Below are 23,920 nucleotides of genomic sequence, written 5' to 3' on the forward strand. Positions count from 1 at the left end.
GGCGCCAACCGCTGCCCGCTTCCGGCCGCCGGTCAGGGCAGGTCGGTCACGCGGGTGTAGGCGCCGGGATAGCCGGGCTTGGCGCAGCCGTATCCCCACGAGGTGAGGCCGATGACGCGGCCGTCGGCCAGCAGGGGGCCGCCGCTGTCGAACAGGCAGCTGTCGGCCTTCGGCGATCCGGCGCACACGTTGTCGGACGCGGTGTAGTCGTCGCCGTAGGCCTTCTCGCAGGCGTCGTCGCCGGGCAGCGGCACCGTGACGGCGCGCAGCCGGGTGTTGAAGAAGTCGGTCTCGGACGTGGTGCCCCAGCCGGCGACGACGCCGCTCTGCGCGGACCCGGGGGCGGCGAGCGTGACGGTCGGCCGGTTCACGCGCCGAGCGAGCGTCAGGACGGCCAGGTCGTGGTGGCTGGCCGTCGTGCCCTTGAACGAGGTCTCGCTGTACTTCGGATGCAGCCGCAGCGACTTCACCGAGACGGTCTCGCCGCCCTTGCCGGTCAGGTCGTCGCGGCCGAAGGTGACCTTGATGAGGCCGGGCGCCCCGCGCAGGAACGACACGCAGTGCCCGGCGGTGAGCAGCTGGTCCGGCTTGATCAGGACGCCGCCGCAGAACTGGCCGGCCGGGCGGACGAAGAACGCCGGCGAGCCGACGGCCCCCAGCCACGGGTAGGAGGCGGCGGCGGCGGGCGCGCCGCCGACCACGGCGGACGCGGGGGAGGCGGCGAGGGGCAGCAGGCAGGAGCCGAGGGCGGCGGCCGCGAGCGCGGCCGTGCCGAAGGCCCTGCCGGATCGCGGTTTCCGGGCGGAGGCCCCGCGATGCCGGGGAGCCGCCTCCAGAGGCGAACGGGAGGGGAGGGCCATTCCGGCAATCTAAGGGATCACGGCATGGCGCGCACGCCCCTGCGGCGCGCGGCCCGCGCCGGCAGGGCCCCGGTGACGCCCGGCTCCTCGTAGCGGGGGAAGGTCACCAGCGCGACCAGCGCCAGCAGGAACCCGCCCGCACGCAGCAGGAACGGCAGGGTGTCCCGGGGCCAGTCCTCACCGAACAGGACGGTGCTGCTGACGATGAGGTAGGTGCGGCCGATGACGGTCAGCACGACCGCGACGATCGCGATGCGGCAGCGCTGCAGCGCGATCTGCAGCTGCCCGAGCGCGATCGCGGCGAGCCCGAGCGTGAGGTACGGGTAGGCCGACTCCAGGACGGCGCGCACGCTGCCGGTGTCGGCGTAGACGATCGAGATGCCGCGGATGCCGGCCTCGGCGAGCCCCGCGCAGGCGCCCGCGCCGATGCCGTAGGCGACCCCGGCGAGCTTGCGGGCGTGCCGGCCGCCGGCCCGCCGGTCCCCGACCAGCCACACCAGGCCGGCGACGATCACCGCGGGCGCGCAGATCGCCAGCATCGTCCACGGCGCGCGCACGGTGCCGAGCAGCGTGGCGTCCGCCGCGGGCGTGCCCTCGCTCGTGGCCGACAGCCCGATCAGCACGGTCGCCAGCACGAACAGCGCGACGCTCGCCCACTCCCGCAGGCTCAGCCGCTCGCCGAGGAACCAGACCGCGTACCCGACGAGGCCCACGAGGCTGACCGCGAAGATCGGCTGTGCCAGGGCGAGCGGCATCTCCTGGAACGCCACCACCTCGTAGCCGAGGCCGAGGAACAGCAGCAGCCCGCCGCCCAGCCAGACCGGGTCGGTGAGCATCAGCCGGGCGACGTGGAACGGGCGGCTGCCGCGCAGCGGCTCCATCCGGCGCGCGGACAGGCGGAACACGAGGAAGGCGATGTAGTAGACGGTGGTCGCGATCAGAGCGAGGGCGGCGTAACCCAGGTCGTGACCCATCAGGGGACCTCTCGGCGGATCGGGGGTGGGCGGAACCGGGGTTCCGCGCGCCTGAGAACCGCCGGAAGTCCAACATGCCGTGCCGGACTCCGTGTGACAAGACCGTGACGGTTGACTACTTGATCAATCGTAGTTTCGGCCGGTGTCGGACGACAGCCGCGCGACCAGCCCGCGGGGCACCAGCCGGCTGAGCCCCACGATCGCCTTGTACTGCGCGCCGGGCACGCTCAGCTGCGCGCCGCGCCGCAGGTCGCGCAGCGCCGCGTCGACGACGTCGGCGTCCTTCAGCCACATGAACCCCGGCAGGCCGGACATGTCCATGTTCGCCCGCTGGTGGAACTCGGTGTGCGTGAAGCCGGGGCACAGCGCCATCACCCGGACGCGCCCGCGCGAGCGGCCCCGGATGTCGGCGGCCGCGCCCTGGCTGAAGTTGACCACCCACGCCTTGGACGCCCCGTAGGTGCCGCGCGTCGCGAACGCGGCGACGGACGAGACGTTGATGATCCCGCCCCGGCCCCGCTCCAGCATCCCGGGCAGCGCCGCGTGGGTGAGCCGCAGGACGGCCTCGCAGTGCACCTTCAGCATGGTGATCTCGTCCGACACCGGCACGTCGAGGAACACGCCCTTGTGGCCGAACCCCGCGTTGTTGACCAGCAGGTCGACGTCCTTGCGGGCGCGCTCCTCGGCGGCGGCGAGGCCCGCCTCGGTGGACAGGTCCGCGGTCAGCGTCTCGGCGCGCACCCCGTACCGGTCGCGCAGCTCGTCGGCGGCCCGCTCCAGCCGTTCGGTGTCGCGGGCCAGCAGGACCAGGTCGAACCCGTCGGAGGCGAGGCGGCGGGCGAACGCGGCGCCGATGCCCGCGGTCGCGCCGGTGATGAAGGCGGTCGGCATGCCTCCGAGCCTAGGACCCGGCGGCTACCGGGCGGTAGCACGGCGCGCTGTGAAATGGCGCGGGTCGGGGCGGCGGGTGGCGTTGCGGTAGGCGAAGGTGAAGCCGGGCCAGTTGTTGACGACCTTGCCGTCCGCGGTCATGTACCAGCTCTGGCAGCCCGCCTCCCACACCGTCGAGCGCAGCCGCTCCCGCATCTCGCGGGTGAACGCGTCCTGCACGTCGGGCTTCACGTCGATCCAGGCCAGGCCGTGCCGGCGGAGCGCCTCCACGCAGCCCAGCACGTACCGGAACTGCGACTCCAGCATGTAGATGATCGAGTTGTGGCCGAGGTTGGTGTACGGGCCGTACAGCAGGAACAGGTTGGGGAAGCCGCTGACGGTGATGCCGAGATGCGCCTGCGCGCCGTCCCGCCACGCCTCGTTCAGCTCCAGCCCGTCCCGCCCGACGATCTTCATGGGGGACAGGAAGTCGGTGGACTGGAACCCGGTCGCGTACACGATCACGTCCACGTCGTAGTGCGCGCGCGCCGTCGCGACGCCGGACGGCGTGACGCGCTCGATCGGGTCGGTGATCAGGTCGACGTTCGGCCTGCCCAGCGCCGGATAGTAGGTGTCGGACAGCAGGATCCGCTTGCATCCCATCCGGTACCCGGGGACGAGCCGGCCGCGCAGCGCCGGGTCGGCGACCTGCTCCTCCAGGTGCTTGCGGAACCCCTTCTCCATGAGCCCCATCAGCTTCGGGTACTTCACGAAGCCGAGGGCGCGCGACTCGAACATCGCGTAGATCCGGGCGCGGCTCAGCGCGTACGCGCCGGGCACCGCCTTCAGGACGGACTTCTCCCACGCCCGGTACGGCCGGTCCGGCTTGTCGACCACGTAGGGCGCGGAGCGCTGGAACAGCCGCAGCTCCGCCGCCTCCGCCGCGATCTCCGGGACGATCTGGATCGCGCTCGCGCCCGTCCCGACCAGCGCGACGCGCCTGCCGCGCAGGTCGGTGCCGTGGTCCCAGCGGGAGGAGTGGAAGCTCGTCCCGGCGAACGACTCGCGGCCCTCGACCGGCGGCAGCGCGGGCCGGTTCAGCTGCCCGCACGCCGACACCAGGACCCGCGCGTCCAGCTCGCCGGTCGTGGTGGACACCCGCCACAGCGCCGCGTCCTCGTCGAAGCGCGCCTCGGTGACCTCCGTGCCGAACCGGATGCGGTCGAGGACGCCGTACTTGCGCGCGCAGTGCCGCAGGTAGTCGAGGATCTCCGGCTGCGGCGGGAACCGGCGCGTCCAGTCGGTCTTGCGCTCGAAGGAGAAGGAGTACAGGTGGGAGGGGACGTCGCAGGCGGCGCCCGGGTAGGTGTTGTCGCGCCACGTCCCGCCGAGGCCGTCGGCCTTCTCCAGGATCACGACGTCGTGCACGCCGGCCCGCCGCAGCCGGATCGCCATCCCGATGCCGCCGAAACCGCTTCCGATGATCACCACGCTGTGCGCCATGGGCCGTCCCGAATCTCGTTCTGTCCCGGTCTCCCCGAGCGTAGGTGACCCCAAGGTCACTGACCAGACGCCGCATCGCCGGTTCTGCCCGCCCGGATGCCGGGGGCACCGGCGAGACGATCCCGCGCCAGCCGCCACCCAGCCGATGATCCTTACCGAACGGCCCGGTTCCGGCGCGCGAATCTGCCAAGATCACGACATGCTCGACGACCTCCGGGCGCACCTGACCGCGCTCGACGGCCCCTGGCCCGCCCGCAAGCGGCCCGCGAGGAGGCGGCCCGCGGCGACGTGGACCGCGCCCGAGACGGACCCGCCCCGCGACGACGGCGCGCCGGGCGGTGGCGACGTGCCCGCGCACGGCCTCGGCCGGGACGGGTCCCTCGCCCGCGACGTCGGCGGGTACCAGGCCGTCCTCATGATCGAGGACCCGCTGACCGTGCGGCTGGCCTATGTCGGCGCGGACGGGTACCCGCTGCCGACCGTCCCCGGCGCCCTCAAGGTCCCGCACGCCGCGGAGGTCAGGGAGCTGAAGGCGCTCGCGAAGGACGTGCGCGGCACCCTCGCCGGCGAGCGGGCCCGCGCCGAGGCGCTGATGGCGGACGAGCGGGCCTGGCGGCACGGCCCGTGGCGGCGGGAGTGGCTCGACCATCCGGTCAGCGGCGCCGTGGCCCGCGGCCTGATCTGGGAGTTCCAGGACCCGGACGGGATCTGGCACGCGGCGACGCCGGGGGAGAGCGTCCTGGTGACGGTGGACGGGCGGGCGCTGCCCGTCCCGGCGGACGGCGCGCGGGTGCGGCTGTGGCATCCGGCGCGGGCCCGGCCCGCCGCGGTGCGGGCCTGGCGCGACTTCGTGATCGACAACCGGATGGTGCAGGCCTTCAGGCAGGCGTTCCGCGAGGTGTGCGTCCTCGACCCGGACGAGGCGGGGGCGGCGCGGTCCGACCGGTTCGCGGGGCACATCGTCCGGTACGCGCGGCTGCGGGAGCTGTTCCGGGACCGCGGCTGGCGCCCCGACCACCGGGGCCGGCCGCACGGCGGCCTCCAGCCGGCCGCGCGGCGCGTCCTCGGCGGCGGCTGGCGCGCGGTGCTGCGCTACGACCCCGCCGACGCCGCCGGGCAGCCCGAGCACGTGATCACCGGGGAGGTGCGGTTCGAGCACCGGGACCGCCGGCACTGGAGCCGCGCGGGGCTCGCGGACGCGCCGCCGCTGGTGTTCAGCGAGGCGATGCGGGACGTCGGGCTGTTCGTGGACGGCGCCTCGATCGCCGCCGACCCCGACTGGCCGGACGGCGAGGACCGCCATCACCTGCACTACCGCCGGGAGGCGGCGTTCGGGCGGCCGGGCGCCGCCGCCGAGGTGCGGCGGGCCGTGCTGGAGCGCGTCCTGCCCCGCACGAGGATCGCCGGCCGGTGCTCGCTGGACGGCCGCTTCCTGGTCGTCCGGGGCGAGCTGCGCACCTACCGGATCCACCTCGGCACCGCGCACGTGCGGATGGACCCGGACGGCGCGCGGCTGCGCGTGGTGCCGTCCCGCCGCGTCGGGCAGTCCGGGCTGTTCCTGCCGTTCGAGGACGAGCGGCTGTCGCTGATCGTCAGCAAGGCGGTGCTGCTCGCCGCCGACCACAGGATCGCCGACGAGTCCGTCCTCGCCCGGATCAAGGGAGGCGCCCGATGATCGCCGTGGCGTTCCGTGCCGAAGCCGCGACCGGCAGGCGGCCGGTCAGCCCAGCAGGCCGAACTCCTGGGCGCGCAGGCCGGCCTGGAACCGCGACCCGGCGTCCAGCAGCGTGAGGATCTCGGCGACCCGGCGCCGGTAGGTGCGCAGCGACATGCCGAGCTGCCGGGCGGCGGCCTCGTCCTTCAGCCCGCCGGCGAGCAGCCGCAGGATGTGCCGGCTCTCCCCACTGAGGGCGGGCGGCCGCTCGCGCCGGTAGTCGGCGAGGTCGGCGGAGGTCTCCCAGGTCGCCCAGAACAGCGACACCACGCCCTTCACCACGCTCGGCGACCGGACGACGGTGTACTCGCGCACGCCCTGCTCCGGCGGCCCGGCGAGGATCGCGGTCCGGCGGTCGACGATGATCGTCTCGTGCGGCAGCGGCGTCGTGCAGATCCGCACCCGCACCCCGGCCCCGGCGAGCCCGATCAGCTCCCGCTCGGACTCCTCGTCGGCGAGCGCGGCCGGGTTGTACAGCTTGTAGGTGGCGACGCCGGGCGCGGTCCGGTGCCGGCCGGCCACGATCGCCTCCCGCGCGCCGGGCATCGCCCAGGTCTTCCGGTCCGTCGCGGCGCACACGAACTCCTCGCGCGCCAGGAACAGCCGCCACGCCCGCTCGGTCAGCTCCCGCTCGCCGCGCAGGACCACGTTCCGGTCCATGTCCACCGTCATCACCACCAAGTCTGCCACGCGGGACGGGGGCTGGCAGCAAGCTGCCACCGGATCGCCGGGCCCGCATCGCCGCAGCACAGTGGGACGCATGACGACACCGACCAACGATCACTTCGACATCGGCGGCGACCTGCGGGTCAAGCGGATGGGCTTCGGCGCGATGCGGCTGCCCGTCAGCACCCTGGGCGGCCCCGCCAACGACCGCGACACGGCCCTGCGGGTGCTGCGCCGCGCCGTCGAGCTGGGCGCCGACCACATCGACACCGCCGCGTTCTACTACCACCAGTCCGGCCTGGCGGCGAACGAGCTGATCCGCACGGCCCTGTCGCCCTACCCCGACGGCCTCGTCATCGCGACGAAGGTCGGCCCGTCCCGGGGGCCGGACGACCTGCACCCGACCGGCCAGCTCCCCGCGTCCGGACTGCGCGCCGAGGTGGAGCGCAACCTGCGCGAGCTGGGCCGCGACAGCCTCGACCTGGTGTACCTGCGGGTGGGCAACGTGCAGGAGCCGGACGACGAGCCGATCGGCGAGCGGTTCGAGATCCTCGCCGGGCTCCGCGAGGAGGGGCTCATCCGGCATCTCGGGGTGAGCCACATCACCGCCGCCCAGCTCGCCGAGGCCCGCGGCATCGCGCCCGTCGCGGCGGTCCAGAACAGGTTCGACATCACCCGGCCGGCGGACACCGCGATGCTGGAGACCTGCGAGCGCGACGGCATCGGCTACGCCCCGTACTTCCCGCTCGGCGGGTTCGGCATCCCCGACGACGACCGCGTCAAGGCGGTCGCCGCCCGGCACGGCGCCACCGTCCCGCAGGTGCTGCTGGCGGGCCTGCTCGCCCTGTCCCCGGTGATGCTGGCCATCCCCGGCACCGGCTCCCCCGCCCATCTGGAGGAGAACATGGCCGCCGCGGGCCTGCGCCTCACCGCCGAGGACCTGGCCGCGCTGCGCGGCTAGCCGGTGCCCGCGGCGCCGCCGGCTCCGCGCACGCTCTACCCTGAACGTCGGCTCGTTCAGGAAGGGTGATGATGTCGGCGACGCGGCTGCTGGTCCTCGGCGGGGTGCGGCGGTTCGGCAGTGCCCACGGGTACGAGGTCCGCCGGGAGCTGATCTCCTGGGGCTCGGACGAGTGGGCCCACGTGAACCCGGGTTCGATCTACCACGCGCTGCGGCAGCTGGCCAAGGAGGGCCTGCTGCTCGCGCACGACGTGGAGGAGAGCGACGCCGGGCCGCCGCACACCGACTACGAGATCACCGACGCGGGCCGCGAGGAGTTCTTCCGGCTGCTGCGCTGCGCGATCTCGACGGTGGACGTCCGGCACCCGGAGATGCTGACGGCCGGGCTCGCCTTCCTGGCCGAGCTGACCCGCCCGGAGGCGATCGAGCTGCTCCGGCAGCGGCTGGACGGCCTGGCCGCGCGGCGCGCCAACGTCATGCCGCTGTACGAGGCGCCGGCGGACCCCGCGCACCTGCACGAGCTGCTCGGCTGGTGGGTGCACTCCGCCGACTCGGCCGTGCGGTGGACGCGCGGCCTCATCGAGCGGCTGGAGGCCGGCGACTACGTCATGGCCGACGAGCGCTAGCCCGCCTCCGCACGGATCAGGTGTCGTCGAACGTCCGCGGGACGATCACGCGCAGCGCGTTGCCGTGCAGCCGGATCGTCACCGGCGTCCGGCCGCGGACCTCGCCGTCCACGTCCACCCGCATCGGCGGATCGGTCTCGATCTCCACGCGCGGGGTGGTGAGGAACGCGTCCTCGTCCAGGCTCCGCCACGGGCCGGTCAGCACGTGCCGGGCCGTCGCCGACGCCAGCCGCAGCCGCCGCTCGTCGCCGAGCCGGTAGACGGCCAGCAGCCGGTCGTCGGGGCTGGCGTCGCGGGCGATCCGCTGCCCGCTGTGGTGCGCGCCGTTCGCGATGTTCAGCTGGTGGGTCCGGACGGTGCTGGTCTCCCCGCCGACCGTGATGCGGGCGGTGAACGCCTCGTGCCGGGGCAGCAGCCCGGCCGCCGTCAGCGCGTACGCGGGGCGGCCCAGGAACCGCTTCAGCAGGTGCGGGACGCGCCCGGCGACCTGCACCGACAGGCCGAGGCTGACCATGTTGGCGAAGATGTGCTCGCGGTCGGCGCCCGGCCCCTCGCCCTGCGGGTCGCCGGTGCTCTCGAACCAGCCGACGTCGACGTCGGCGACCTTCCCGCCGCCCGGCCCGCCCAGCGCCACGGTCGCGACCGCGCCGGGCAGGTCCAGCGGGAGCTCCAGGCTGCGCGCGAAGTTGTTGGTGGTGCCGAGCGGCAGCACCCCGAGCGCGATGTCGCGGTGCGCGAGGTGGCCGACGGCCTCGGCGACCGTCCCGTCCCCGCCGCCGACCACGACCAGGTCGGGCTCCAGGGCCAGCACGTCGCCGAACAGCTCGCGCAGCCGGGTCGGATCGGTCACCGGGAACACCTGGGTGAAGGCGATCCCGGCCTCGTCCAGCAGGCGGCGCGCCCGGCCGTACAGCCGGCGGCCCCGCCGGGACCGCGAGTTGATCACCAGTACCGCGCGGCCGCCCTTGCCGATCGCCGACTCCAGCTCCGCTTTGCTCCGCATCTCGACTCGGTCGCCCTCCACTCGTTCGCGCCACCCTACCCGGCGGCCCCCGGGCAGTCCGGGTCCGCTGCTTTATAAACCCATTACTTCGAGTTGAAACATGGCTGGAAGTGGGGACATTACCGGTGAACCACAGCTGAATGACCGGGGCGGAAAATATGTCCATGGCCACCGGGGGCGCCGCCCCGTCCGCAGCACCCGCCGACGACGGCGCGACCGTGGTCGGCGAGCACCGGCCCCGCCGCCGGGTCCTCGACCTGGCGGTCCGCTCGCCCGTCCTCGCCGAGCCCGCGCACGCCCGGCTGCTGCTGCCGCCGGGCTGGTCACGGGACGCCGCCCGGACGTGGCCGGTGCTCTGGCTGCTGCACGGAGCCGGCGCCGGGCACACCACCTGGACCGACCACGGCGACATCGAGGAGCTGGCCGGCGGCGCCGAGGTGATCGTGGTCATGCCGGACGGCGGCCGCTGCGGGAATTACACCGACTGGTGGAATCGCGGCGACGGCGGGTCGCCGAAGTGGGAGACGTTCCATCTCGCCGAGCTGCGGCAGATACTCGAACGCGGATACCGCGCCGGAACGCAGCGCGCGGTCGCCGGGAATGGGACCGGCGGGATGGGCGCGCTCGCCTACGCGGCCCGGCACCGCGGCCTGTTCCGCGCCGCGGCGTCCCTCAGCGGGCCGGTGCACACCCTGCACCGCGACCCGCGGGGCCTCGACGTCGCCGACCTGGTCGAGCTGGCCGTCGCGATCGCCGAACCCGCCCGCGACTGGACGGACGTGTGGGGCGACCCCGACGAGCAGCGCGTCGTGTGGCGGCAGCACAACCCGTTCGACCTCGCCGACCGGCTCGCCGGCGTCCGGCTGCACGTCAGCGCCGGCGACGGGCGGCCCGGCCCCTTCGACCGGGTGCCCCACCGCGGCCTGTCCGCGGCCGGCACCGACGTGGTCGAGGCGCTCGCCGGCACCGTCTCCCGCGAGTTCGCCGGCAAGCTCAAGAAGCTCGGCATCCCGATCTCCACGCACTTCTACCGGGGCACGCACACCTGGCCGTACTGGCGCCGCGAGCTGCGCGCCGCGCTGCCGGCCCTGCTGGGCGCGATCGGCTGAGCGGCTAGGGTCGGGGCGTGACTGAACCCCGTTCGGATTCGGCGGTCCCCGCGTTCTGGCAGGCGCTCGGGCTCCCCGGCATCGTCGACGCGCACGTCCACTTCATGCCGCCGCGGCTGATGAGCGCGGTCTGGGCCTACTTCGACGAGGCCGGGCCGCTGATCGGCACCGAATGGCCGATCCGCTACCGCGACTCGGAGAAGGAGCGGCTGGAGTTCCTGCGCGGCCTCGGCGTCCGCGCGTTCACCGCGCTGGTGTACCCGCACCGGCCCGGCATGGCCGAGTCGCTGAACGAGTGGGGCGCCGAGTTCGCCCGCCGCGTCCCCGAATGCCTGCAGACCGCGACGTTCTTCCCCGAGCCCGGCGTCGCCGGCTACGTGCGGCGCGCCCTGGAGTCCGGTGCCCGCGTGTTCAAGGTCCACCTCCAGGTCGGCGGGTTCGACCCCCGGGACGAGGAGCTGGAGGAGGTGTGGGGCATCCTCGCCGACGCCGGGGTGCCCGCGCTCGTGCACGCCGGATCCGGCCCGGTCCCGAACGGGTTCACCGGGCCCGGGCCGTTCGGCGGCGTGCTCGCCCGCCACCCCCGGCTCACGGCGATCATCGCCCACCTCGGCGCCCCCGAGTTCGGCGGCTTCTTCGACCTCGCCGACCGCCACGACGGCGTGCACCTCGACACGACCATGACGTTCACCCGGTTCGGCGGGCTGGGCGCGTTCCCCGCCGCGCTCCTGCCCCGGCTCCGCGACCTCGGCCTGCAGGGCCGGATCCTGCTCGGCACCGACTTCCCCAACATCCCCTACGAGTACGCCCACCAGCTGGAGGCGCTGGCCGGCCTCGGCTTCGGCGACGACTGGCTGCGGGCCGTCTGCTGGGGCGCCGCCGACACGCTGTTCGGTCTCACGGCCCGGGTGCCGGGGCTTTCGTGACCTCTCACCAGTGGTCGCAGGGGGCGGTGCCGGCGTGCCGGTGCGGCTGGTCGGCGTCGCCCACGTGCCGGGGGCCGTGCGAGTCCTCGCAGTGGCCGTGCCGGGACGGGCCGTCCAGGTGGTCGACCTCCAGCGTCGTGTGGGTGATCCCGTACGCGTCGCGCAGCAGCTCCTGCATGTCGCGGCGGACGGCGTGGCAGTCGCCCTTCGCGTCCACCAGCACGTGCGCCGACAGCGCCGGATAGCCCGACCCGACCTCCCAGACGTGCAGGTCGTGGACCTCCTCCACGCACGGCCGCTCCGCCAGCCGGGCGCCCAGCTCGGACGGGTCGATGCCCGCCGGGGCGGCCTCCATCAGCACCCGTCCCGCGTCCCGCAGCAGCCCGTACCCGGCCTTCAGCATCAGCGCCGCCACCACCAGCGAGGCGATCGCGTCGGCGCGGGCGAACCCGGTCGTCCACACCACCAGGCCCGCGATCGCGGTGCAGACGAACGCGAACAGGTCGTTCAGGATGTGCTGGAACGCGCCCTCCACGTTCAGGCTCGTCCGGTTCGCGCGGCTCAGCAGCCAGCTCGCGCCGAGGTTCACCACGATGCCGGCGAGGGCCGTCCAGAACACGAACCGCCCGTCGACGTCCGGCGGGCCGATCAGCCGCCGGACGCCCTCGTAGACGAAGAACGCCGCCAGCAGGATCAGCGTCAGCCCGTTGAGCTGCGCGGACAGGATCTCGGCCCGGCGCATCCCGAAGGTGAAGCCGCCCTGCGGCGGGCGGGCCGCGATCCGCATCGCGACCAGCGCCAGCACGATCGCGAACGCGTCGGTGAGCATGTGCGCGGCGTCCGACAGCAGGGCCAGCGACCCGGCGAGCAGGCCGATCGCGACCTCGCCCGCCATGTAGGCGAGGATCAGCGCGAGCGCGCCGCCGAGCAGCCTGCGGTCCGCGCCGGCGGAGACGCCGTGCCCGTGGCCGTGTCCATGCCCGTGGCCCTGCTCCGGCTCGTTGCCCGGCTTCGCGGTCATGGGCCCTCCTCCCCGTGGCCGACGTGGGCGAGGGCGAGATCGAGCAGCATCCGGACGTGCGAGTCGTCCAGCCGGTAGTAGGCCATCCGGCCCGCCCGGCGGACCCGGACGACGCGGTTGGCGCGCAGCAGGCGCAGCGCGTGCGACACCGACGACTCCGACTGCCCGCAGGACGCCGCGATGTCGCACACGCACATCTCCCCGCCCTCGAGCAGCGCGGTGATCACCCGGAGCCGGCCCGGGTCGGACAGCAGCCCGAACACCTGCGCCAGCTCCGCGACCGTCTCCGCGCCCGGCATCGACGCGGAGACGGCGGCGACCTTCGCGGCGTCGACCACCCGGACGGCGCACGCCTCCGCGGGGACGACATCTGAAGCACTGCTCATATGAGCAAATGTATCAGGAGTGCTCAGAGGGCCGCGGGCGACCCCTCCGGTCCGGTGGGCGGCGCCATGGAGATCACCGGGCTCTGCTGCCCGTCGCCGGGCGTCCCGGTGCCGGTCCCGCCGTCACCGGTGCCGTCGCCCGTACCGGGCGTCGTGCCGGTGCCGGGGTCGACGCCCGGAGACACGCCCGTTCCCGGCGATTCCAGCCCCGGCTCCCCGGATCCGGGCGTCTGCGGCCCCGGCGACCCGGAGTCCGGCGGCTCGCTCCCCGGAGGCAGCGTGCCCGGAGACCCGCCGCCCGAATCGGTCGGCGCCGGCGAGTCGCTCGGCGGCGCCGTCTCCTCCGGCGGCGGCGGCATCGGCGGCCCGTCGTCGGGTCCCGTCGTCGAGCGCGGCCGCTCGAACCCCGTCGAGCCGCCCGGGTCGACGAGGACGAAGACCACGATCGTTCCCAGCCGGGAATCCCGCGGCCGGATCCGCGTCACATTGTTCTGCTCGAATCCCGGCCACTTCTGGCCATGATACCGCGCGTGCGAAGTTTTGATCTTGTTTTCCGGCCGGGTCAGCGGATTACCGCAATTGCACTTCACCGTGGGAACGCCGTAACCATTGACCAGAACCCCCATTCCGGCCTGCAGGACGGCGGCCCCGCTCGTCGCCCGTCCGTCCCGGTAGCCGTGGTTGGTCACCAGCGTGTCGGTGCGCAGCAGCACCGGCGTCAGCCGCGACACATACCGCGGGATGTCGCTCACCGGGATGCCCTCCACCCCCGCCCACGCGCGCGCCTTGTCCGGGTTGGCCTGCAGGAACGCGATGAGCTTGCGCTGGTCGCAGCTCGACGCCAGGCGCGTCCCGCCGTACAGGCCGGGCGTCCCGCCGTCCGTGGTCCCGCCCCGGGCCGGGCGTTTCGCGACGCCCGTCCGGTCCGTGTTCGACACCAGCGTGTAGGGGTCGCGGCCGGGCGAGCCCACGGTCAGCCGGGTGATCGTCGCCCCCGCGTCCCCGCAGCCCGCCAGCGTCCCCGCCGCCAGCACCAGCACCGCGGCCGCCGCGGCCGTGCCCCGCCCCCGCTTTATCAATGAATTGATCTCAGGCATGCGTCGTCTCTCCCGCTCCGGGTTCTGCGAACCTATACTCTTGGATGCCGGGCGGCGCTGATTAGTGCCCGGCAGGATAAAGAATTCTCGCGCCGGCCGGGGGCCGGTATTGCGGACCTGACGGGGGTCACAATGGCGAGCCCGCTTCCCCTCACCGCCGCCGATCCCACCCGCCTCGGCGGTTACGAGATCCTCGGCCGGCTCGGCACCGGCGGCCAGGGCGTGGTCTACCTCGGCCGCCCCGCCGGCGCGGACCCCGGCGCGCCGTCGCGCGTCGCCGTGAAGCTGCTGCACGCCCAGCTGCTCGGCAACGACGCCGCGCGCGCCCGGTTCGTCCGCGAGCTGGCGCTGCTGCGGCGGGTCGCCGGGTTCTGCACCGCGCAGATGCTCGCCGCCGACATGGACGGCGACCGCCCGTACATCGTCAGCGAGTACGTGCCGGGCCGTTCGCTGCGCGAGTTCGTGCAGGAGCAGGGCCCGCGCACCGGCGCCGGCCTGGACCGGCTGGCCATCGGGACGGTCACCGCGCTCACCGCGATCCACCGCGCGGGCGTGGTGCACCGCGACTTCAAGCCGCAGAACGTGCTGATGGGCCTGGACGGCCCGCGCGTGATCGACTTCGGCATCGCCCGCGCGTTCGACGCCGGCGCCACGCTGACCAGCCAGGTCGTCGGCACGCCCGCCTACATGGCGCCGGAGCAGTTCGCCGGCCGGGTGTCGCCGGCCACCGACCTGTTCGCCTGGGCGGCCACGCTGCTGTTCGCCGCCACCGGCCGCGACCCGTTCGCGGGCGGCGCGCTGCCCGCCGTGATGTACCGGATCATGCACGAGACGCCCGACCTCGGCGCGCTGCCGGGCCCGATCGCCGAGATCGCCGCGGCCTGCCTCGCCAAGGACCCGAAGGCGAGGCCCACCTCCGAGAACGTGCTGCTCCGCCTGCTCGGCGACCGCGCGCACCCGCCGCACCCGCGCCTCGACCTGCCCGCCGGGCCGTCCGCCGGGCCGTCCACCGGGCCGTCCACGGGGGCGCTTCCCGAACCCCCGACCTCCACCTGGACCACTCCCGCCGGCGCCGGATTCGCACCCGCCGCCACGGGATCACCGCCCGCCGTGCAGGACGACTCGGGCGCACCGCCCGGCCTCGCGTCGAACGGCGCCTTCCCGTCAGACGGGCCTGCCGGGGGATGGGCGCCCGGGATGCCGGGCACATCGGCCGCGCCGACCGCCGAAGCGCACCCCGGCGGGTACCCGCCCGGAGCGGTGGCACCGGGTGGGCCTGGCACGGGGCACGATCAGGCCGCGGATCCCGTGACCAGGACCGCGTACGCGCCCGGCCGTACCGACGGCTCCTGGAGCGGGCCCACACGCGGACCCGGTCGCGACGCCGGCCGGCCCATGTCCGGCGCCGGACGAGGCGGCTCGCCGCCGGAGCCGCCGTGGGCGGGGGCCGCGTACCCGGGGCCGGCGGCGGGGAGCGCGGTGCCGGTCGCCGGCCGGCAGGGGGCGGGCACGCTCCCGGCTCCGGCCGGGGCTCCGGGCGTGCCGGTGCGGACGTACCGGCGGCTGCGGCGGGGTCCGGGCGTCGTCACCGGGCTGCTGCTGGCGGCGCTGCTCGCCGTGCTGGACGTCGCCGCCCTCGCGATCCTGATCGCCCGGCCGGCGCTCAGCGCCGGGCACCGCGGCGGGCTGCTGCCCGTGGTCGCCGCCTCGTTCGCGCTGCTGGCGGTCGTCACGCTGGTCGCGGTGATCGTCGCGTGGCGGGGCAGCCGGGCGGCGGCGTGGACGGTGCTGGCGGCGCGGGTCGCCCGGGTCGCGATGTGGGCGGCGTGGGGCGCGCTGGTCAGCGTGCAGCCGGCCGCGCTCGCCGGGCACGCGGCCCTCACCGCCCTGGTGGTGCTCCTGCTCGCGCAGGGGCTGTGGGCCTCGTGATCACCGGCGTTCGGACCACTCCTTGAGGTCGCGGCGCTCGATCGCGGCGGCCATCAGGTCGGGGAACGCGTCGGGGGTGCAGGCGAACGCGGGGACGCCGAGCGCCGCCAGGGCCGCCGCGTTGTCGTGGTCGTAGCCCGGCGCGCCGTCGTCCGACAGCGCCAGCAGCACCACGACCTGCACGCCCGCCGCCGTCAGCGCCGCGACGCGCTGCAGCATCTCGTCCCGGGCGCCGCCCTCGTACAGGTCGCTGATCAGCACGAGGATCGTCTCGCCCGGCCGGGAGATCAATCCCTGGCAGTACGCGACGGCGCGGTTGATGTCGGTGCCGCCGCCGAGCCGGGTGCCGAACAGCACCTCGACCGGGTCGTGGAGCTGGTCGGTGAGGTCGACGACGGCGGTGTCGAACACCACCAGCGACGTCCGCAGCGACCGCATCGAGGCCAGCGCGGCGCCGAACACTCCGGCGTACACCACCGACGCCGCCATCGAGCCGCTCTGGTCGACGGCGAGCACCACGTCCCGCTGCACGGCCTGCCGGCGCCGCCCGTACCCGATCATCCGCTCCGGCACGAGCGTGCCGTGCTCGGGCAGGTAGTGCCGCAGGTTGGCGCGGACCGTCCGGTTCCAGTCGACGTCCGCGAGCCGCTTCGGCCGCAGCACCCGCGCGGACCGGTCGAGGGCGCCGCCGACCGCCGAGCGGGTGCGCTCGGCGAGCCGCCGCTCCAGCTCGCCGACGACCTTGCGGACCACGGCCCGCGCCGACTCCCGGGCCTTGTCCGGCATGACCTTGTTCAGCGACAGCAGCGTCCCGACCAGGTGCACGTCCGGTTCGACGGCCTCGAGCATCTCCGGCTCCAGCAGCAGCCGGGTGAGGTCGAGCCGCTCGATCGCGTCCTTCTGCATCACCTGGACGACCGTGGACGGGAAGTAGGCGCGGATGTCGCCGAGCCAGCGGGCGACCGACGGCGCGGAGTCGCCGAGCCCGGCGCCGCGGCGGCCCGGGCGCGGCCGGTCCCCGGCGGCGTCCCCGGCCCCGTAGAGCTTGTCCAGCGCCGCGTCCATCCGGGCGTCGTCGCCGGCCAGGCCCACGCCGGTGCCGTCGGCGCGCTCGCCGCCGAGCACCAGCCGCCAGCGCCGCATCCGCTCCCGGTCGCCGTCCGCGGCGCCCTCGTCCGGGGCGCCTTCGTGCGCGGTCTCGTCGTTCACGGGGCCTCCCAGCCGAGGACGCGCAGGGCGGTGGCGACCGCGGGGGCCGCGCGCTTGTCGTCCACGTCGCCGCCGGCGGGGCGCGGCGGCGGCGCATCCGCGCCGGCGCGGCGGACCCGCTCGCCGATCGCGCGCCGCTCGGCGGCGGCGTACGCGCCGAAGGTGCGGCGCAGCAGCGGCAGGACGCCGGTGAACGCGTCGCCGGGCAGCCCCGACACCCAGCCGTCGACCAGCCGGAGCAGCTCCTCGTCGTGCACGAGGACGAGCCCGCCGCCGGACAGGAACCCCTCGACCCACGCGGCGGCGCGGGCGGGCGCGGCGCCCACCGACACGGCGCGGGCCATCCGGGCGGGGACGTCGTGGAGGCGGCCGGCGTCGAGCAGGAGCCGGGTGACGCGGCCTTCGAGCAGGCCGTGCAGGGTCTCCGGCCGGGCGATCAGGTTCTCCAGCGCGGCGCGCCAGCGGTCCAGGTGGCCGTCGTCGGCGAGCAGGGCGAGGGCGCCGTGGACGGCGTCGACGTGGCCGAGGAAGTCGCGGGCGGCGTCGTCGTCCAGCCCCGACACGGCGGGCGGCAGGCCGACGCAGACCCGGACGACCAGCCCGTCCACGACGGTGCGCAGCGGCCCGGTCGCGGTGCCGCGGACGTCCCCGTAGCGCAGCGCCCGGACGAGCGCGGGCAGCGCCGCCATCAGGTGCGCGACGTCGGTGTCGAGCGCGGCCCGGTCGGCGAGGGCCCGCATCACGGTGGGCAGCGCGTCGCCGAGGTCGGCGAGCAGGCAGCGCTCCGCGACCGAGGTCAGCTCCGGCAGCGCCCCGGCCTGCGCCGCCATCGCCTCGGCGCGGGCCGTGGCCGCGTCCCGCACGGTCGTGCCCCACGCGCTCGCCTCGATCAGCTCGACGTCGAACTCGGGCCGCCACGCCAGCGTCCACGTCTCCCGGAACGTGCCCTTGGACCGGCTCTCGGCGGGGACTCCCCAGTCGACGTCCAGCAGCCGGAGCCGGTGCAGCAGCCGGCTGCGCTCCAGGTCGGTGGGTTTGCGCAGGTCGAGGTCCTGCTCCTTGTCGAGCGCGGACGGTTTGAGCCGCAGCCGCCGCTGTTCGGCCTGCAGGTCGCGCTGGAGCGGCACCATCGGCGTCCGGTCTGGGACGGCGCCGAGCCGCTCCCCGACCACCATCCGCTTGCGGATCAGCTCGACGGGCAGCTCGGCGCCCTCGCACAGCACCGCGCGGGTCGCCTCGGTGACCTCGTCCAGCCCGGCCAGCGGGCGGCCGCGCAGCGCGGCGAGCGTCTCCGCCAGCCGGACGGCCTCGATCACGTGCGCGGACGAGACGTGCAGGTCCTCCTCGCGCAGCACCCGCGCGGCCGCGGTGAGCCACCGCTCGATCGGCCGGTCCGGCGCCGCGAACAGGTGGTGGTACCAGCCGGGGGAGCGGACGCCCGCGCCGTAGCCGGAGCGGCCCGCCAGCCGCCCGTGCGTCCACGGCACCCACGTCATCGCGATCCTCGTCTTCGGCAGCCCGCGCAGCGTCCGGTCGTCGTGCGTCGCGGGGACCTTCGCGCGCAGGGCCGGGACGTGCCAGGCGCCGCAGACGACCGCGACCCGCTCGAACCCCTCCTTGACGGTGCGGCGCACCGTCCGGCGCATGTGCGCCTCGCGCTGCTCCTCGCGCGGGTCGGCGCGCGAGGGCTCCACGGCGTCGCGCAGCTCCGCCATCGCCTCGGCGATCGCCGGGAACGGCGACGGGCCCTCGTGGCGGTGCTCGACGACGTCGTCCCACCAGCGTTCGGCGTCGTCGTAACCGGCGGCCTTCGCCAGCGTCCCGAGCGGATCGAGCCGCACGTCCTCCTCCGGCCGCTCGCCGTCGTCCCGTGCCGGCCGCTCGTCCTCGTCCCGCTCCGCCGGGACGAGCTGGTTCGCGGCGGGAAGGTCGCAGAACCGGACGGCCGCGCCCGCCGCCAGCCCGTACCGGATCGCCTGCCACTCCGGACTGAACTCCGCGAACGGCCAGAACGCGGCCTTGCGATCGCCCTTGTCCGCAGCGCCACCGGACGGCCCGGCGGGGGAGTAGGCCAGCAGCGCGACCGGCGGCACCATGCCGGCGTCGCCGGCCAGCTCCACGATCGCGTCGGCCTCCGGCGGGCCCTCGATCAGCACCGCGTCCGGACCGAACTCCTCCAGCGCGCCGCGCAGCGCCCGCGCGGAACCCGGCCCGTGATGGCGGATCCCGAAGACCTCGACCCGTCCGGCCGTCAAGACACCTCCCGGCAGGCGCGGTAGAAGTCCCGCCATTCCGGCCGGTCCCGCACGACGGCCTCCAGGTACTCCTGCCACACCACCCGGTCCGACACCGGGTCTTGGACGACGGCCCCGACGATGCCGCCCGCCACGTCCGCCGCGCGCAGCACCCCGTCGCCGAAGTGCGCCGCGAGCGCCAGCCCGCTGGTGATCACCGAGATGGCCTCGGCGGTGCTCAGCGTCCCGCTCGGCGACTTCAGCTTGGTGCGGCCGTCGGCGGTCAACCCCGAGCGCAGCTCCCGGAACACGGTGACGACCCGGCGGATCTCCTCCAGCCCGGCCGGCGCCTGCGGCAGCTCCAGCGACGCGCCGATCCGGTCCACCCGCCGCGCGACGATGTCGACCTCCTCCTCGGCGGTGTCGGGCAGCGGCAGCACCACCGTGTTGAACCGCCGGCGCAGCGCGCTGGACAGCTCGTTCACGCCCCGGTCGCGGTCGTTCGCGGTCGCGATGACCGTGAACCCCTTGCGCGCCTGCACCTCGGTGCTCAGCTCGGGGACCGGCAGCGTCTTCTCCGACAGCACCGTGATCAGAGCGTCCTGCACGTCGGACGGCATGCGGGTCAGCTCCTCGATCCGCGCCACCGACCCGCGCCGCATCGCCCGCATCAGCGGGCTCTCCACCAGCGCCTTCTCCGACGGGCCCTCCGCCAGCAGCCGCGCGTAGTTCCAGCCGTAGCGGATCGCCTCCTCCGCCGTCCCGGCCGTGCCCTGCACCAGCAGCGTCGAGTCGCCGCTGATCGCCGCGGCGAGATGCTCCGCCACCCACGTCTTCGCGGTGCCGGGCACGCCGAGCAGCAGCAGCGCCCGGTCGGTCGCGAGCGTCGCCACCGCGACCTCCACCAGCCGCCGCCGGCCCACGTACTTCGGCGTGATCACCGTGCCGCCGGGCAGCTCGCCGCCGAGCAGGTAGGTGGTGACGGCCCACGGCGACAGCCGCCAGCCCGGCGGCCGGGGCCGGTCGTCGTGCTCGGCCAGCCGCGCCAGCTCGCCGGCGTACTCCTGCTCGGCGTGCGGGCGCAGCACCCCGGCGGGCACGGGGTCTCCGGTCACGGGTTCGGTCACTGGGCGAGCTCCTTCAGCATCTCTTCGCGGAAGCGCAGGGTGGCGATCAGGGCGGTCACGGCGCGCGGGACGGGCCGTTCCGGCTCGTCGGGCGGGCGCCGCGCGGTGAGCTCCTCCAGCCGGGACGCGGCGGACGGGTCGAGCCGCTGCTCGGCGAGCCGGCACAGCTGGGTGAGGGCGTGCTCGTCGCGGCGCCCGCCGGGCGCGCCGCTCCGCCCGGCGGACGCGGCGAGCGTGGCGACCACGGCGGCGGCGAGGTCGCCGGCCCAGGGCCCGGGCACCCGCTCCAGGACGAGCAGCATGTCGGACCGGCCCTCCACCCAGCGGATCAGGCCGGCCGCGGCGGCGTCGCGCTCGCCGGCCGGCAGGACGGCCAGCAGGTCGGCGAGCGCGCCCGGCTCGTCCACCATGACGCCGCCCTTCAGCAGCGCCCGCGCCCACGCCGTGTCGTGCTGCTTCAGCGCGGCCCGCGCCCACCCGATGTGCACGTCGCGCGCGTCGCCCGCGTCGTGGTGCGGGGACGGCTCCCCGGCGGCCGTCCCGATGGGCAGGCACACGATCTCCATCGGCGGCAGCCCGAACAGGTCCGTCCAGGTGCCGAGCGGGGTGCGGGCGAGGATCTCGCGCAGCCACGCCGCCCGCGTGCCCACCGGGCCGCCGCCGCCTCCGGGCGCGAACGATCCGCTGGGATGGAACGGGACGCCGTCGCGCGCCATCTCCTCGTCGTGCGCCTTGGGCGGCTCCACCATGATCCATGTCTGCTCGCGGCCCCGCACGGTGCGGACCCGCGGGGTGAGGCAGGCGCGGGCGCGCTCGGCCATCCGCCGCCCGTACGCCGAGCCGGGCAGCCGCGCGAGCAGGTCGGCGGCGAGCTGCCGGACGTCCTTGCCGCGGTCCTCCAGCGCCGCCTCCAGGAACTCCTCGTCACCGGGCGACAGCCCCGCCCGGAACGTCGCCAGGAACGCGGCGCGGTCGGGCGCCGGCTCCTGCGCCCAGGTCTCCCGCAGCGCCTCGCGGGCGGCGGCGGGGCCGGTGCGGCGCAGCCCGGTCAGGTACGCGGCCCGCTGGTTGCGGGTGCCGGTCCGCCACACCTCGGCGCCGCCCGGATCGTCGCCCGCGCCGACCAGGTAGGCCCAGTCGGTGTTGCGCAGGGCCAGCCAGACGCCGCGCCGCCCGGCGGCCCGGGTGATCGACGGGCGCAGCATCCGGTCACCGCGGCCCCGCTCGAGCAGTTCGGGCAGCAGCCGCGGCGGCACCCGCAGCCCGCGCGCCGCCGCCGCGTCCAGCCACTCCGGCAGCACCTGGACGTGCTCGCCGCGCAGGATCAGCCCGAGCCGGGCGGCCGCCGCCGGCGGGACGACCGGCGCGTCCTCGGCGGGCGCCGGGGCGATCAGTTCGGGGGCGCCGTGCCCGGGCAGGCGGCCCGCCCGCCGCGCGACGGTCAGCACCGCCGCCTGGTCGAGCAGCCGGCCCGCCTTGTCGCCGTCCCGGCCGCCGGGCGCCTCGGGCAGGACGGGCGGGTCACGGCGCTCGGTGCCGAGGAGCGCGGCGGTGACGTGCTCGTTCCAGCCGCTCACAGCAGCACGCCTCCCTCGTCGGCCTGCCAGACGGCCAGGGGCCGCAGCCCCTCGGGCGTCCATTCCCCGGCGAACGTGACGGGCCCGCCGCCGGACACCGCCAGCAGCCGCCACGGGTCCGCCATCCGCAACGGCAGCGAATCGCCCGCCTCGTCGACCACGTGCAGCCCGTTCCCCTGCGTGCGCGCGAGACGCACGCCTTCCAGTGTCGCGGGCCAGCGTTCCAGCCAGGGGTCGTTCGCCAGCGCGGCGGCGTGCTCGTCCAGGAACCCGGCGACGGACGTCCCGGCGGGCGCCGCCGCGACGGCGGGGCCGTGGCGTTCGGCGACCAGCGCCCGCAGCGGCTGGGCGCCCGGGTAGAAGGCCAGCTCCGCGTCCACCTCGGTGCCCACGACCAGCGACGCGTCGAGCGGCGCGCCGGGCGCGGCGAACGACAGCACCAGCGCGGGCCGCCCCGTCTCCCGGCCCCGCAGCCACACCCGGCGCGTGGTGAGCTGGTCCTGCGCGGTGTCGCGCGACCCGGTCGCGCACCAGCGGTCGCGGACGCGCTCGCCGTCGCGCACCACCTCGTCCTGCGGGACGGTGAACCCGACCCGGGAGCGGACGGTGTCGCGCAGCCCGGCGGGCAGCGCGGCACGCCGCCCGTAGGCCCGGACGAGCAGCCGCAGCAGCGCGTACTCCTCCAGCAGCCGGTCGGGCCAGCCCGGCTGCCGGGGGATCGCGGCGAGCGCCCTGACCTGCCCCGACAGCGCGCCGGCCTGCGCGTCGACGAGCCGCCGCGCGGCGTCGTCCCACAGCCCGTAGGGCGCCTTCTCCGCCTGCGCGAGCCCGTGCGCCACCTGGTCGCGCAGCCACTGGTCGAGCTCGGCGAGGCCGTCCTCGACCCGGCGCTCGCGCCGCTCGACCGTCTTCGGGTCGCGCGCCTTCGCGGCCGGCGCCGCCGTGCGCTCCTGCGCCCTTCCGGCCCGCTCGCGGCGCTGCCCGACCCACTCGGCGGCCCAGCCGGGACGCGCGCCGGACGCGACCGTCCCGTCCGACCAGAGGAGCAGCAGGCCGAGGACGTGCTTGCACGGGATCTTGCGGCTCGGGCACGAGCAGCGGAACGCCGGCCCGGCCAGGTCGGCGCACGCCCGGTAGACGCTCGCGCCGCTGCCCTGGCACTCGCCCCAGACCGCCTCGTCGTCGCAGCCCGTCCCGCCCCACCGGGCCGGCCAGGCGATGCCCTCGGCCGCCTTCGCGGACGCCGCGTCCGGCGCCAGCCCGGCGACCCGCCCCCGATCCCATCGACCGCTCACACCACGAAACTATCCGCCTGGTCCGACAATCCCCGCGTGACGTTCCTGCGCGGCGGCCGGGTCACCGGCCGAGTGCGGGCAGGTGGACGGAGACGTCCGGGAACAGGAGCGCGCCGCCGGCGAGGAGGGCGACGAGCGCGGTGGCGCCGAACAGGCTGACCCAGGCCAGGCCGGGCACGCCGGTGAGGTGGGCGAGCTGGTCGGCGTCGGAGCTCGGCGCCATGTGCCGGGTGCGCATCCGCTGCAGCTCGACCACCGGGCGGGTCGCGGCGAGCAGCAGGAACCAGGCGGCCAGGTAGGCGAACCCGGCCTGCACCTCGGCGCCGCCGAACCACGACACCAGGAAGACGACCGCGCCGGTGGCGACCACCGACAGCGCGCCGTAGGCGTTGCGGATCATCACCAGCATCGCGGCGAGCAGCGCGAGGGTGAACCAGAGCATCAGCGTGATGCGGCCGCCGGCCAGCAGCAGCGCGAAGAACAGGCCGAGCAGCGGCGGCGTCACGTAGCCGGCCATCGCGGTGAAGATCATGCCGGGGCCGTGCGGCTTGCCGCGCGAGACCGTGACGCCCGAGGTGTCGGAGTGCAGCTTGATGCCGTCCAGCTTGCGGCCGGTGACCAGCGCGACCAGCGCGTGCCCGCCCTCGTGCGCGATCGTCACCGTGTTGCGGGCGACCCGCCAGGTGGGCCCGTGCAGCACCGCGGCGAGGGCGACGGCGCCGACGAGGACGACCAGCCACCACGGGGGGTCCGGCTGCGTTCCCGTCACCCGGTTCCACAGGTCGGCGATGCTTGCGTGTTCCACGTCCACCTCGGGGGTCGTCGTCGGGGAG

The 23,920-nt window shown here is 75.5% G+C and carries 21 protein-coding genes; 6 read left to right on the forward strand and 15 right to left on the reverse strand.

Annotated elements, in window-relative coordinates; all coding sequences use genetic code 11:
• Positions 1–32: 32 nt before the first annotated feature.
• From ACA514_RS04760 to ACA514_RS04775, 4 genes are all read right to left on the reverse strand, one after another.
• Entirely contained in the window at positions 33–860 is an 828-nt protein-coding gene (locus ACA514_RS04760; RefSeq protein ID WP_375039741.1) for a serine protease, read from the reverse strand.
• 17 nt (positions 861–877) lie between these two features.
• Entirely contained in the window at positions 878–1,834 is a 957-nt protein-coding gene (locus ACA514_RS04765) for a DMT family transporter (protein ID WP_375039742.1), read from the reverse strand.
• A 123-nt stretch (positions 1,835–1,957) separates the two neighbouring features.
• The gene (locus ACA514_RS04770; protein ID WP_375039743.1) at positions 1,958–2,725 is read right to left on the reverse strand and encodes an SDR family NAD(P)-dependent oxidoreductase; all 768 of its coding nucleotides are present in this window, start codon (positions 2,723–2,725) and stop codon (positions 1,958–1,960) included.
• 24 nt (positions 2,726–2,749) lie between these two features.
• Positions 2,750–4,207, reverse strand: a complete 1,458-nt coding sequence (locus ACA514_RS04775) for a flavin-containing monooxygenase (protein ID WP_375039744.1) — start codon at positions 4,205–4,207, stop codon at positions 2,750–2,752.
• A 199-nt stretch (positions 4,208–4,406) separates the two neighbouring features.
• Between ACA514_RS04775 and ACA514_RS04780 the strand changes: the two genes are divergently transcribed.
• Complete coding sequence (locus ACA514_RS04780; RefSeq protein ID WP_375039745.1) at positions 4,407–5,882, forward strand: DUF4132 domain-containing protein; 1,476 nt, start codon at positions 4,407–4,409, stop codon at positions 5,880–5,882.
• Between the two features lie 45 nt (positions 5,883–5,927).
• Here the strand turns inward: ACA514_RS04780 and ACA514_RS04785 are convergent, their stop codons facing one another.
• The gene (locus tag ACA514_RS04785; RefSeq protein ID WP_375039746.1) at positions 5,928–6,593 is read right to left on the reverse strand and encodes a DNA-binding response regulator; all 666 of its coding nucleotides are present in this window, start codon (positions 6,591–6,593) and stop codon (positions 5,928–5,930) included.
• An 88-nt stretch (positions 6,594–6,681) separates the two neighbouring features.
• On the opposite strand from ACA514_RS04785, the gene ACA514_RS04790 reads away from it, so the two are divergent.
• Positions 6,682–7,548, forward strand: coding sequence for an oxidoreductase (locus tag ACA514_RS04790; RefSeq protein WP_375039747.1), 867 nt, complete (start codon positions 6,682–6,684; stop codon positions 7,546–7,548).
• A 68-nt stretch (positions 7,549–7,616) separates the two neighbouring features.
• Positions 7,617–8,174 (forward strand): PadR family transcriptional regulator, encoded by a 558-nt coding sequence (locus ACA514_RS04795; RefSeq protein WP_375039748.1) that lies wholly within the window; start codon positions 7,617–7,619, stop codon positions 8,172–8,174.
• 16 nt (positions 8,175–8,190) lie between these two features.
• Here the strand turns inward: ACA514_RS04795 and ACA514_RS04800 are convergent, their stop codons facing one another.
• Positions 8,191–9,177 carry a diacylglycerol/lipid kinase family protein gene (locus ACA514_RS04800; protein WP_375039749.1) on the reverse strand — a complete coding sequence of 329 codons (987 nt, stop codon included), beginning with the start codon at positions 9,175–9,177 and terminating at the stop codon, positions 8,191–8,193.
• Positions 9,178–9,341: 164 nt separating this feature from the next.
• Between ACA514_RS04800 and ACA514_RS04805 the strand changes: the two genes are divergently transcribed.
• A complete protein-coding gene (locus ACA514_RS04805) occupies positions 9,342–10,286 on the forward strand; it encodes an alpha/beta hydrolase (RefSeq protein ID WP_375039750.1) in 945 nt (314 codons plus the stop codon).
• Positions 10,287–10,303: 17 nt separating this feature from the next.
• A complete protein-coding gene (locus ACA514_RS04810) occupies positions 10,304–11,212 on the forward strand; it encodes an amidohydrolase family protein (protein WP_375039751.1) in 909 nt (302 codons plus the stop codon).
• A gap of 4 nt (positions 11,213–11,216) precedes the next feature.
• Here ACA514_RS04810 and ACA514_RS04815 read toward each other — a convergent pair whose 3' ends face one another.
• The 3 genes from ACA514_RS04815 to ACA514_RS04825 are packed head-to-tail and all read right to left on the reverse strand — an operon-like array spanning position 11,217 to position 13,716.
• Positions 11,217–12,233 carry a cation diffusion facilitator family transporter gene (locus tag ACA514_RS04815; protein ID WP_375039752.1) on the reverse strand — a complete coding sequence of 339 codons (1,017 nt, stop codon included), beginning with the start codon at positions 12,231–12,233 and terminating at the stop codon, positions 11,217–11,219.
• Complete coding sequence (locus ACA514_RS04820) at positions 12,230–12,619, reverse strand: ArsR/SmtB family transcription factor (protein ID WP_375039753.1); 390 nt, start codon at positions 12,617–12,619, stop codon at positions 12,230–12,232. Before ACA514_RS04820 ends, ACA514_RS04815 begins: the two co-directional genes overlap by 4 nt.
• Before the next feature lie 23 nt (positions 12,620–12,642).
• Positions 12,643–13,716, reverse strand: a complete 1,074-nt coding sequence (locus ACA514_RS04825; protein WP_375039754.1) for a DUF6777 domain-containing protein — start codon at positions 13,714–13,716, stop codon at positions 12,643–12,645.
• Between the two features lie 132 nt (positions 13,717–13,848).
• Here ACA514_RS04825 and ACA514_RS04830 point away from each other — a divergent pair, with 132 nt between their 5' ends.
• Entirely contained in the window at positions 13,849–15,645 is a 1,797-nt protein-coding gene (locus ACA514_RS04830) for a protein kinase (RefSeq protein ID WP_375039755.1), read from the forward strand.
• Here the strand turns inward: ACA514_RS04830 and ACA514_RS04835 are convergent, their stop codons facing one another.
• The 6 genes from ACA514_RS04835 to ACA514_RS04860 all read right to left on the reverse strand — a co-directional run bounded on the left by ACA514_RS04835 (position 15,646) and on the right by ACA514_RS04860 (position 23,892).
• Positions 15,646–16,788 carry a VWA domain-containing protein gene (locus tag ACA514_RS04835; protein WP_375039841.1) on the reverse strand — a complete coding sequence of 381 codons (1,143 nt, stop codon included), beginning with the start codon at positions 16,786–16,788 and terminating at the stop codon, positions 15,646–15,648.
• A gap of 62 nt (positions 16,789–16,850) precedes the next feature.
• Positions 16,851–19,145, reverse strand: coding sequence for a DUF5682 family protein (locus tag ACA514_RS04840; protein WP_375039756.1), 2,295 nt, complete (start codon positions 19,143–19,145; stop codon positions 16,851–16,853).
• A complete protein-coding gene (locus tag ACA514_RS04845; protein ID WP_375039842.1) occupies positions 19,106–20,188 on the reverse strand; it encodes an AAA family ATPase in 1,083 nt (360 codons plus the stop codon). The genes ACA514_RS04840 and ACA514_RS04845 overlap by 40 nt, the downstream gene beginning before the upstream one ends.
• Before the next feature lie 23 nt (positions 20,189–20,211).
• Positions 20,212–21,792, reverse strand: coding sequence for a DUF5691 domain-containing protein (locus tag ACA514_RS04850; protein ID WP_375039757.1), 1,581 nt, complete (start codon positions 21,790–21,792; stop codon positions 20,212–20,214).
• On the reverse strand, positions 21,789–23,087 hold the full coding sequence (locus ACA514_RS04855; protein WP_375039758.1) for an SWIM zinc finger family protein: 1,299 nt from the start codon (positions 23,085–23,087) through the stop codon (positions 21,789–21,791). The genes ACA514_RS04850 and ACA514_RS04855 overlap by 4 nt, the downstream gene beginning before the upstream one ends.
• A 61-nt stretch (positions 23,088–23,148) precedes the next feature.
• Positions 23,149–23,892: a M50 family metallopeptidase gene (locus ACA514_RS04860; protein WP_375039759.1), complete on the reverse strand. Its 744-nt coding sequence runs from the start codon at positions 23,890–23,892 to the stop codon at positions 23,149–23,151.
• Between the last annotated feature and the right edge of the window lie 28 nt (positions 23,893–23,920).

The sequence above is a fragment of the Actinomadura sp. NTSP31 genome (assembly GCF_041951385.1).
Classification (GTDB): domain Bacteria; phylum Actinomycetota; class Actinomycetes; order Streptosporangiales; family Streptosporangiaceae; genus Spirillospora; species Spirillospora napierensis.

What these genes read in the sequence shown, in the direction of transcription:
- ACA514_RS04760 (WP_375039741.1), bottom strand. Translation starts at nt 860, where the DNA reads ATGGCCCTCCCCTCCCGTTCGCCTCTGGAGGCGGCTCCCCGGCATCGC.
- ACA514_RS04765 (WP_375039742.1), bottom strand. Translation starts at nt 1,834, where the DNA reads ATGGGTCACGACCTGGGTTACGCCGCCCTCGCTCTGATCGCGACCACC.
- ACA514_RS04770 (WP_375039743.1), bottom strand. Translation starts at nt 2,725, where the DNA reads ATGCCGACCGCCTTCATCACCGGCGCGACCGCGGGCATCGGCGCCGCG.
- ACA514_RS04775 (WP_375039744.1), bottom strand. Translation starts at nt 4,207, where the DNA reads ATGGCGCACAGCGTGGTGATCATCGGAAGCGGTTTCGGCGGCATCGGG.
- ACA514_RS04780 (WP_375039745.1), top strand. Translation starts at nt 4,407, where the DNA reads ATGCTCGACGACCTCCGGGCGCACCTGACCGCGCTCGACGGCCCCTGG.
- ACA514_RS04785 (WP_375039746.1), bottom strand. Translation starts at nt 6,593, where the DNA reads ATGACGGTGGACATGGACCGGAACGTGGTCCTGCGCGGCGAGCGGGAG.
- ACA514_RS04790 (WP_375039747.1), top strand. Translation starts at nt 6,682, where the DNA reads ATGACGACACCGACCAACGATCACTTCGACATCGGCGGCGACCTGCGG.
- ACA514_RS04795 (WP_375039748.1), top strand. Translation starts at nt 7,617, where the DNA reads ATGATGTCGGCGACGCGGCTGCTGGTCCTCGGCGGGGTGCGGCGGTTC.
- ACA514_RS04800 (WP_375039749.1), bottom strand. Translation starts at nt 9,177, where the DNA reads ATGCGGAGCAAAGCGGAGCTGGAGTCGGCGATCGGCAAGGGCGGCCGC.
- ACA514_RS04805 (WP_375039750.1), top strand. Translation starts at nt 9,342, where the DNA reads ATGGCCACCGGGGGCGCCGCCCCGTCCGCAGCACCCGCCGACGACGGC.
- ACA514_RS04815 (WP_375039752.1), bottom strand. Translation starts at nt 12,233, where the DNA reads ATGACCGCGAAGCCGGGCAACGAGCCGGAGCAGGGCCACGGGCATGGA.
- ACA514_RS04820 (WP_375039753.1), bottom strand. Translation starts at nt 12,619, where the DNA reads ATGAGCAGTGCTTCAGATGTCGTCCCCGCGGAGGCGTGCGCCGTCCGG.
- ACA514_RS04825 (WP_375039754.1), bottom strand. Translation starts at nt 13,716, where the DNA reads ATGCCTGAGATCAATTCATTGATAAAGCGGGGGCGGGGCACGGCCGCG.
- ACA514_RS04830 (WP_375039755.1), top strand. Translation starts at nt 13,849, where the DNA reads ATGGCGAGCCCGCTTCCCCTCACCGCCGCCGATCCCACCCGCCTCGGC.
- ACA514_RS04835 (WP_375039841.1), bottom strand. Translation starts at nt 16,788, where the DNA reads ATGCGGCGCTGGCGGCTGGTGCTCGGCGGCGAGCGCGCCGACGGCACC.
- ACA514_RS04840 (WP_375039756.1), bottom strand. Translation starts at nt 19,145, where the DNA reads ATGGCGGGACTTCTACCGCGCCTGCCGGGAGGTGTCTTGACGGCCGGA.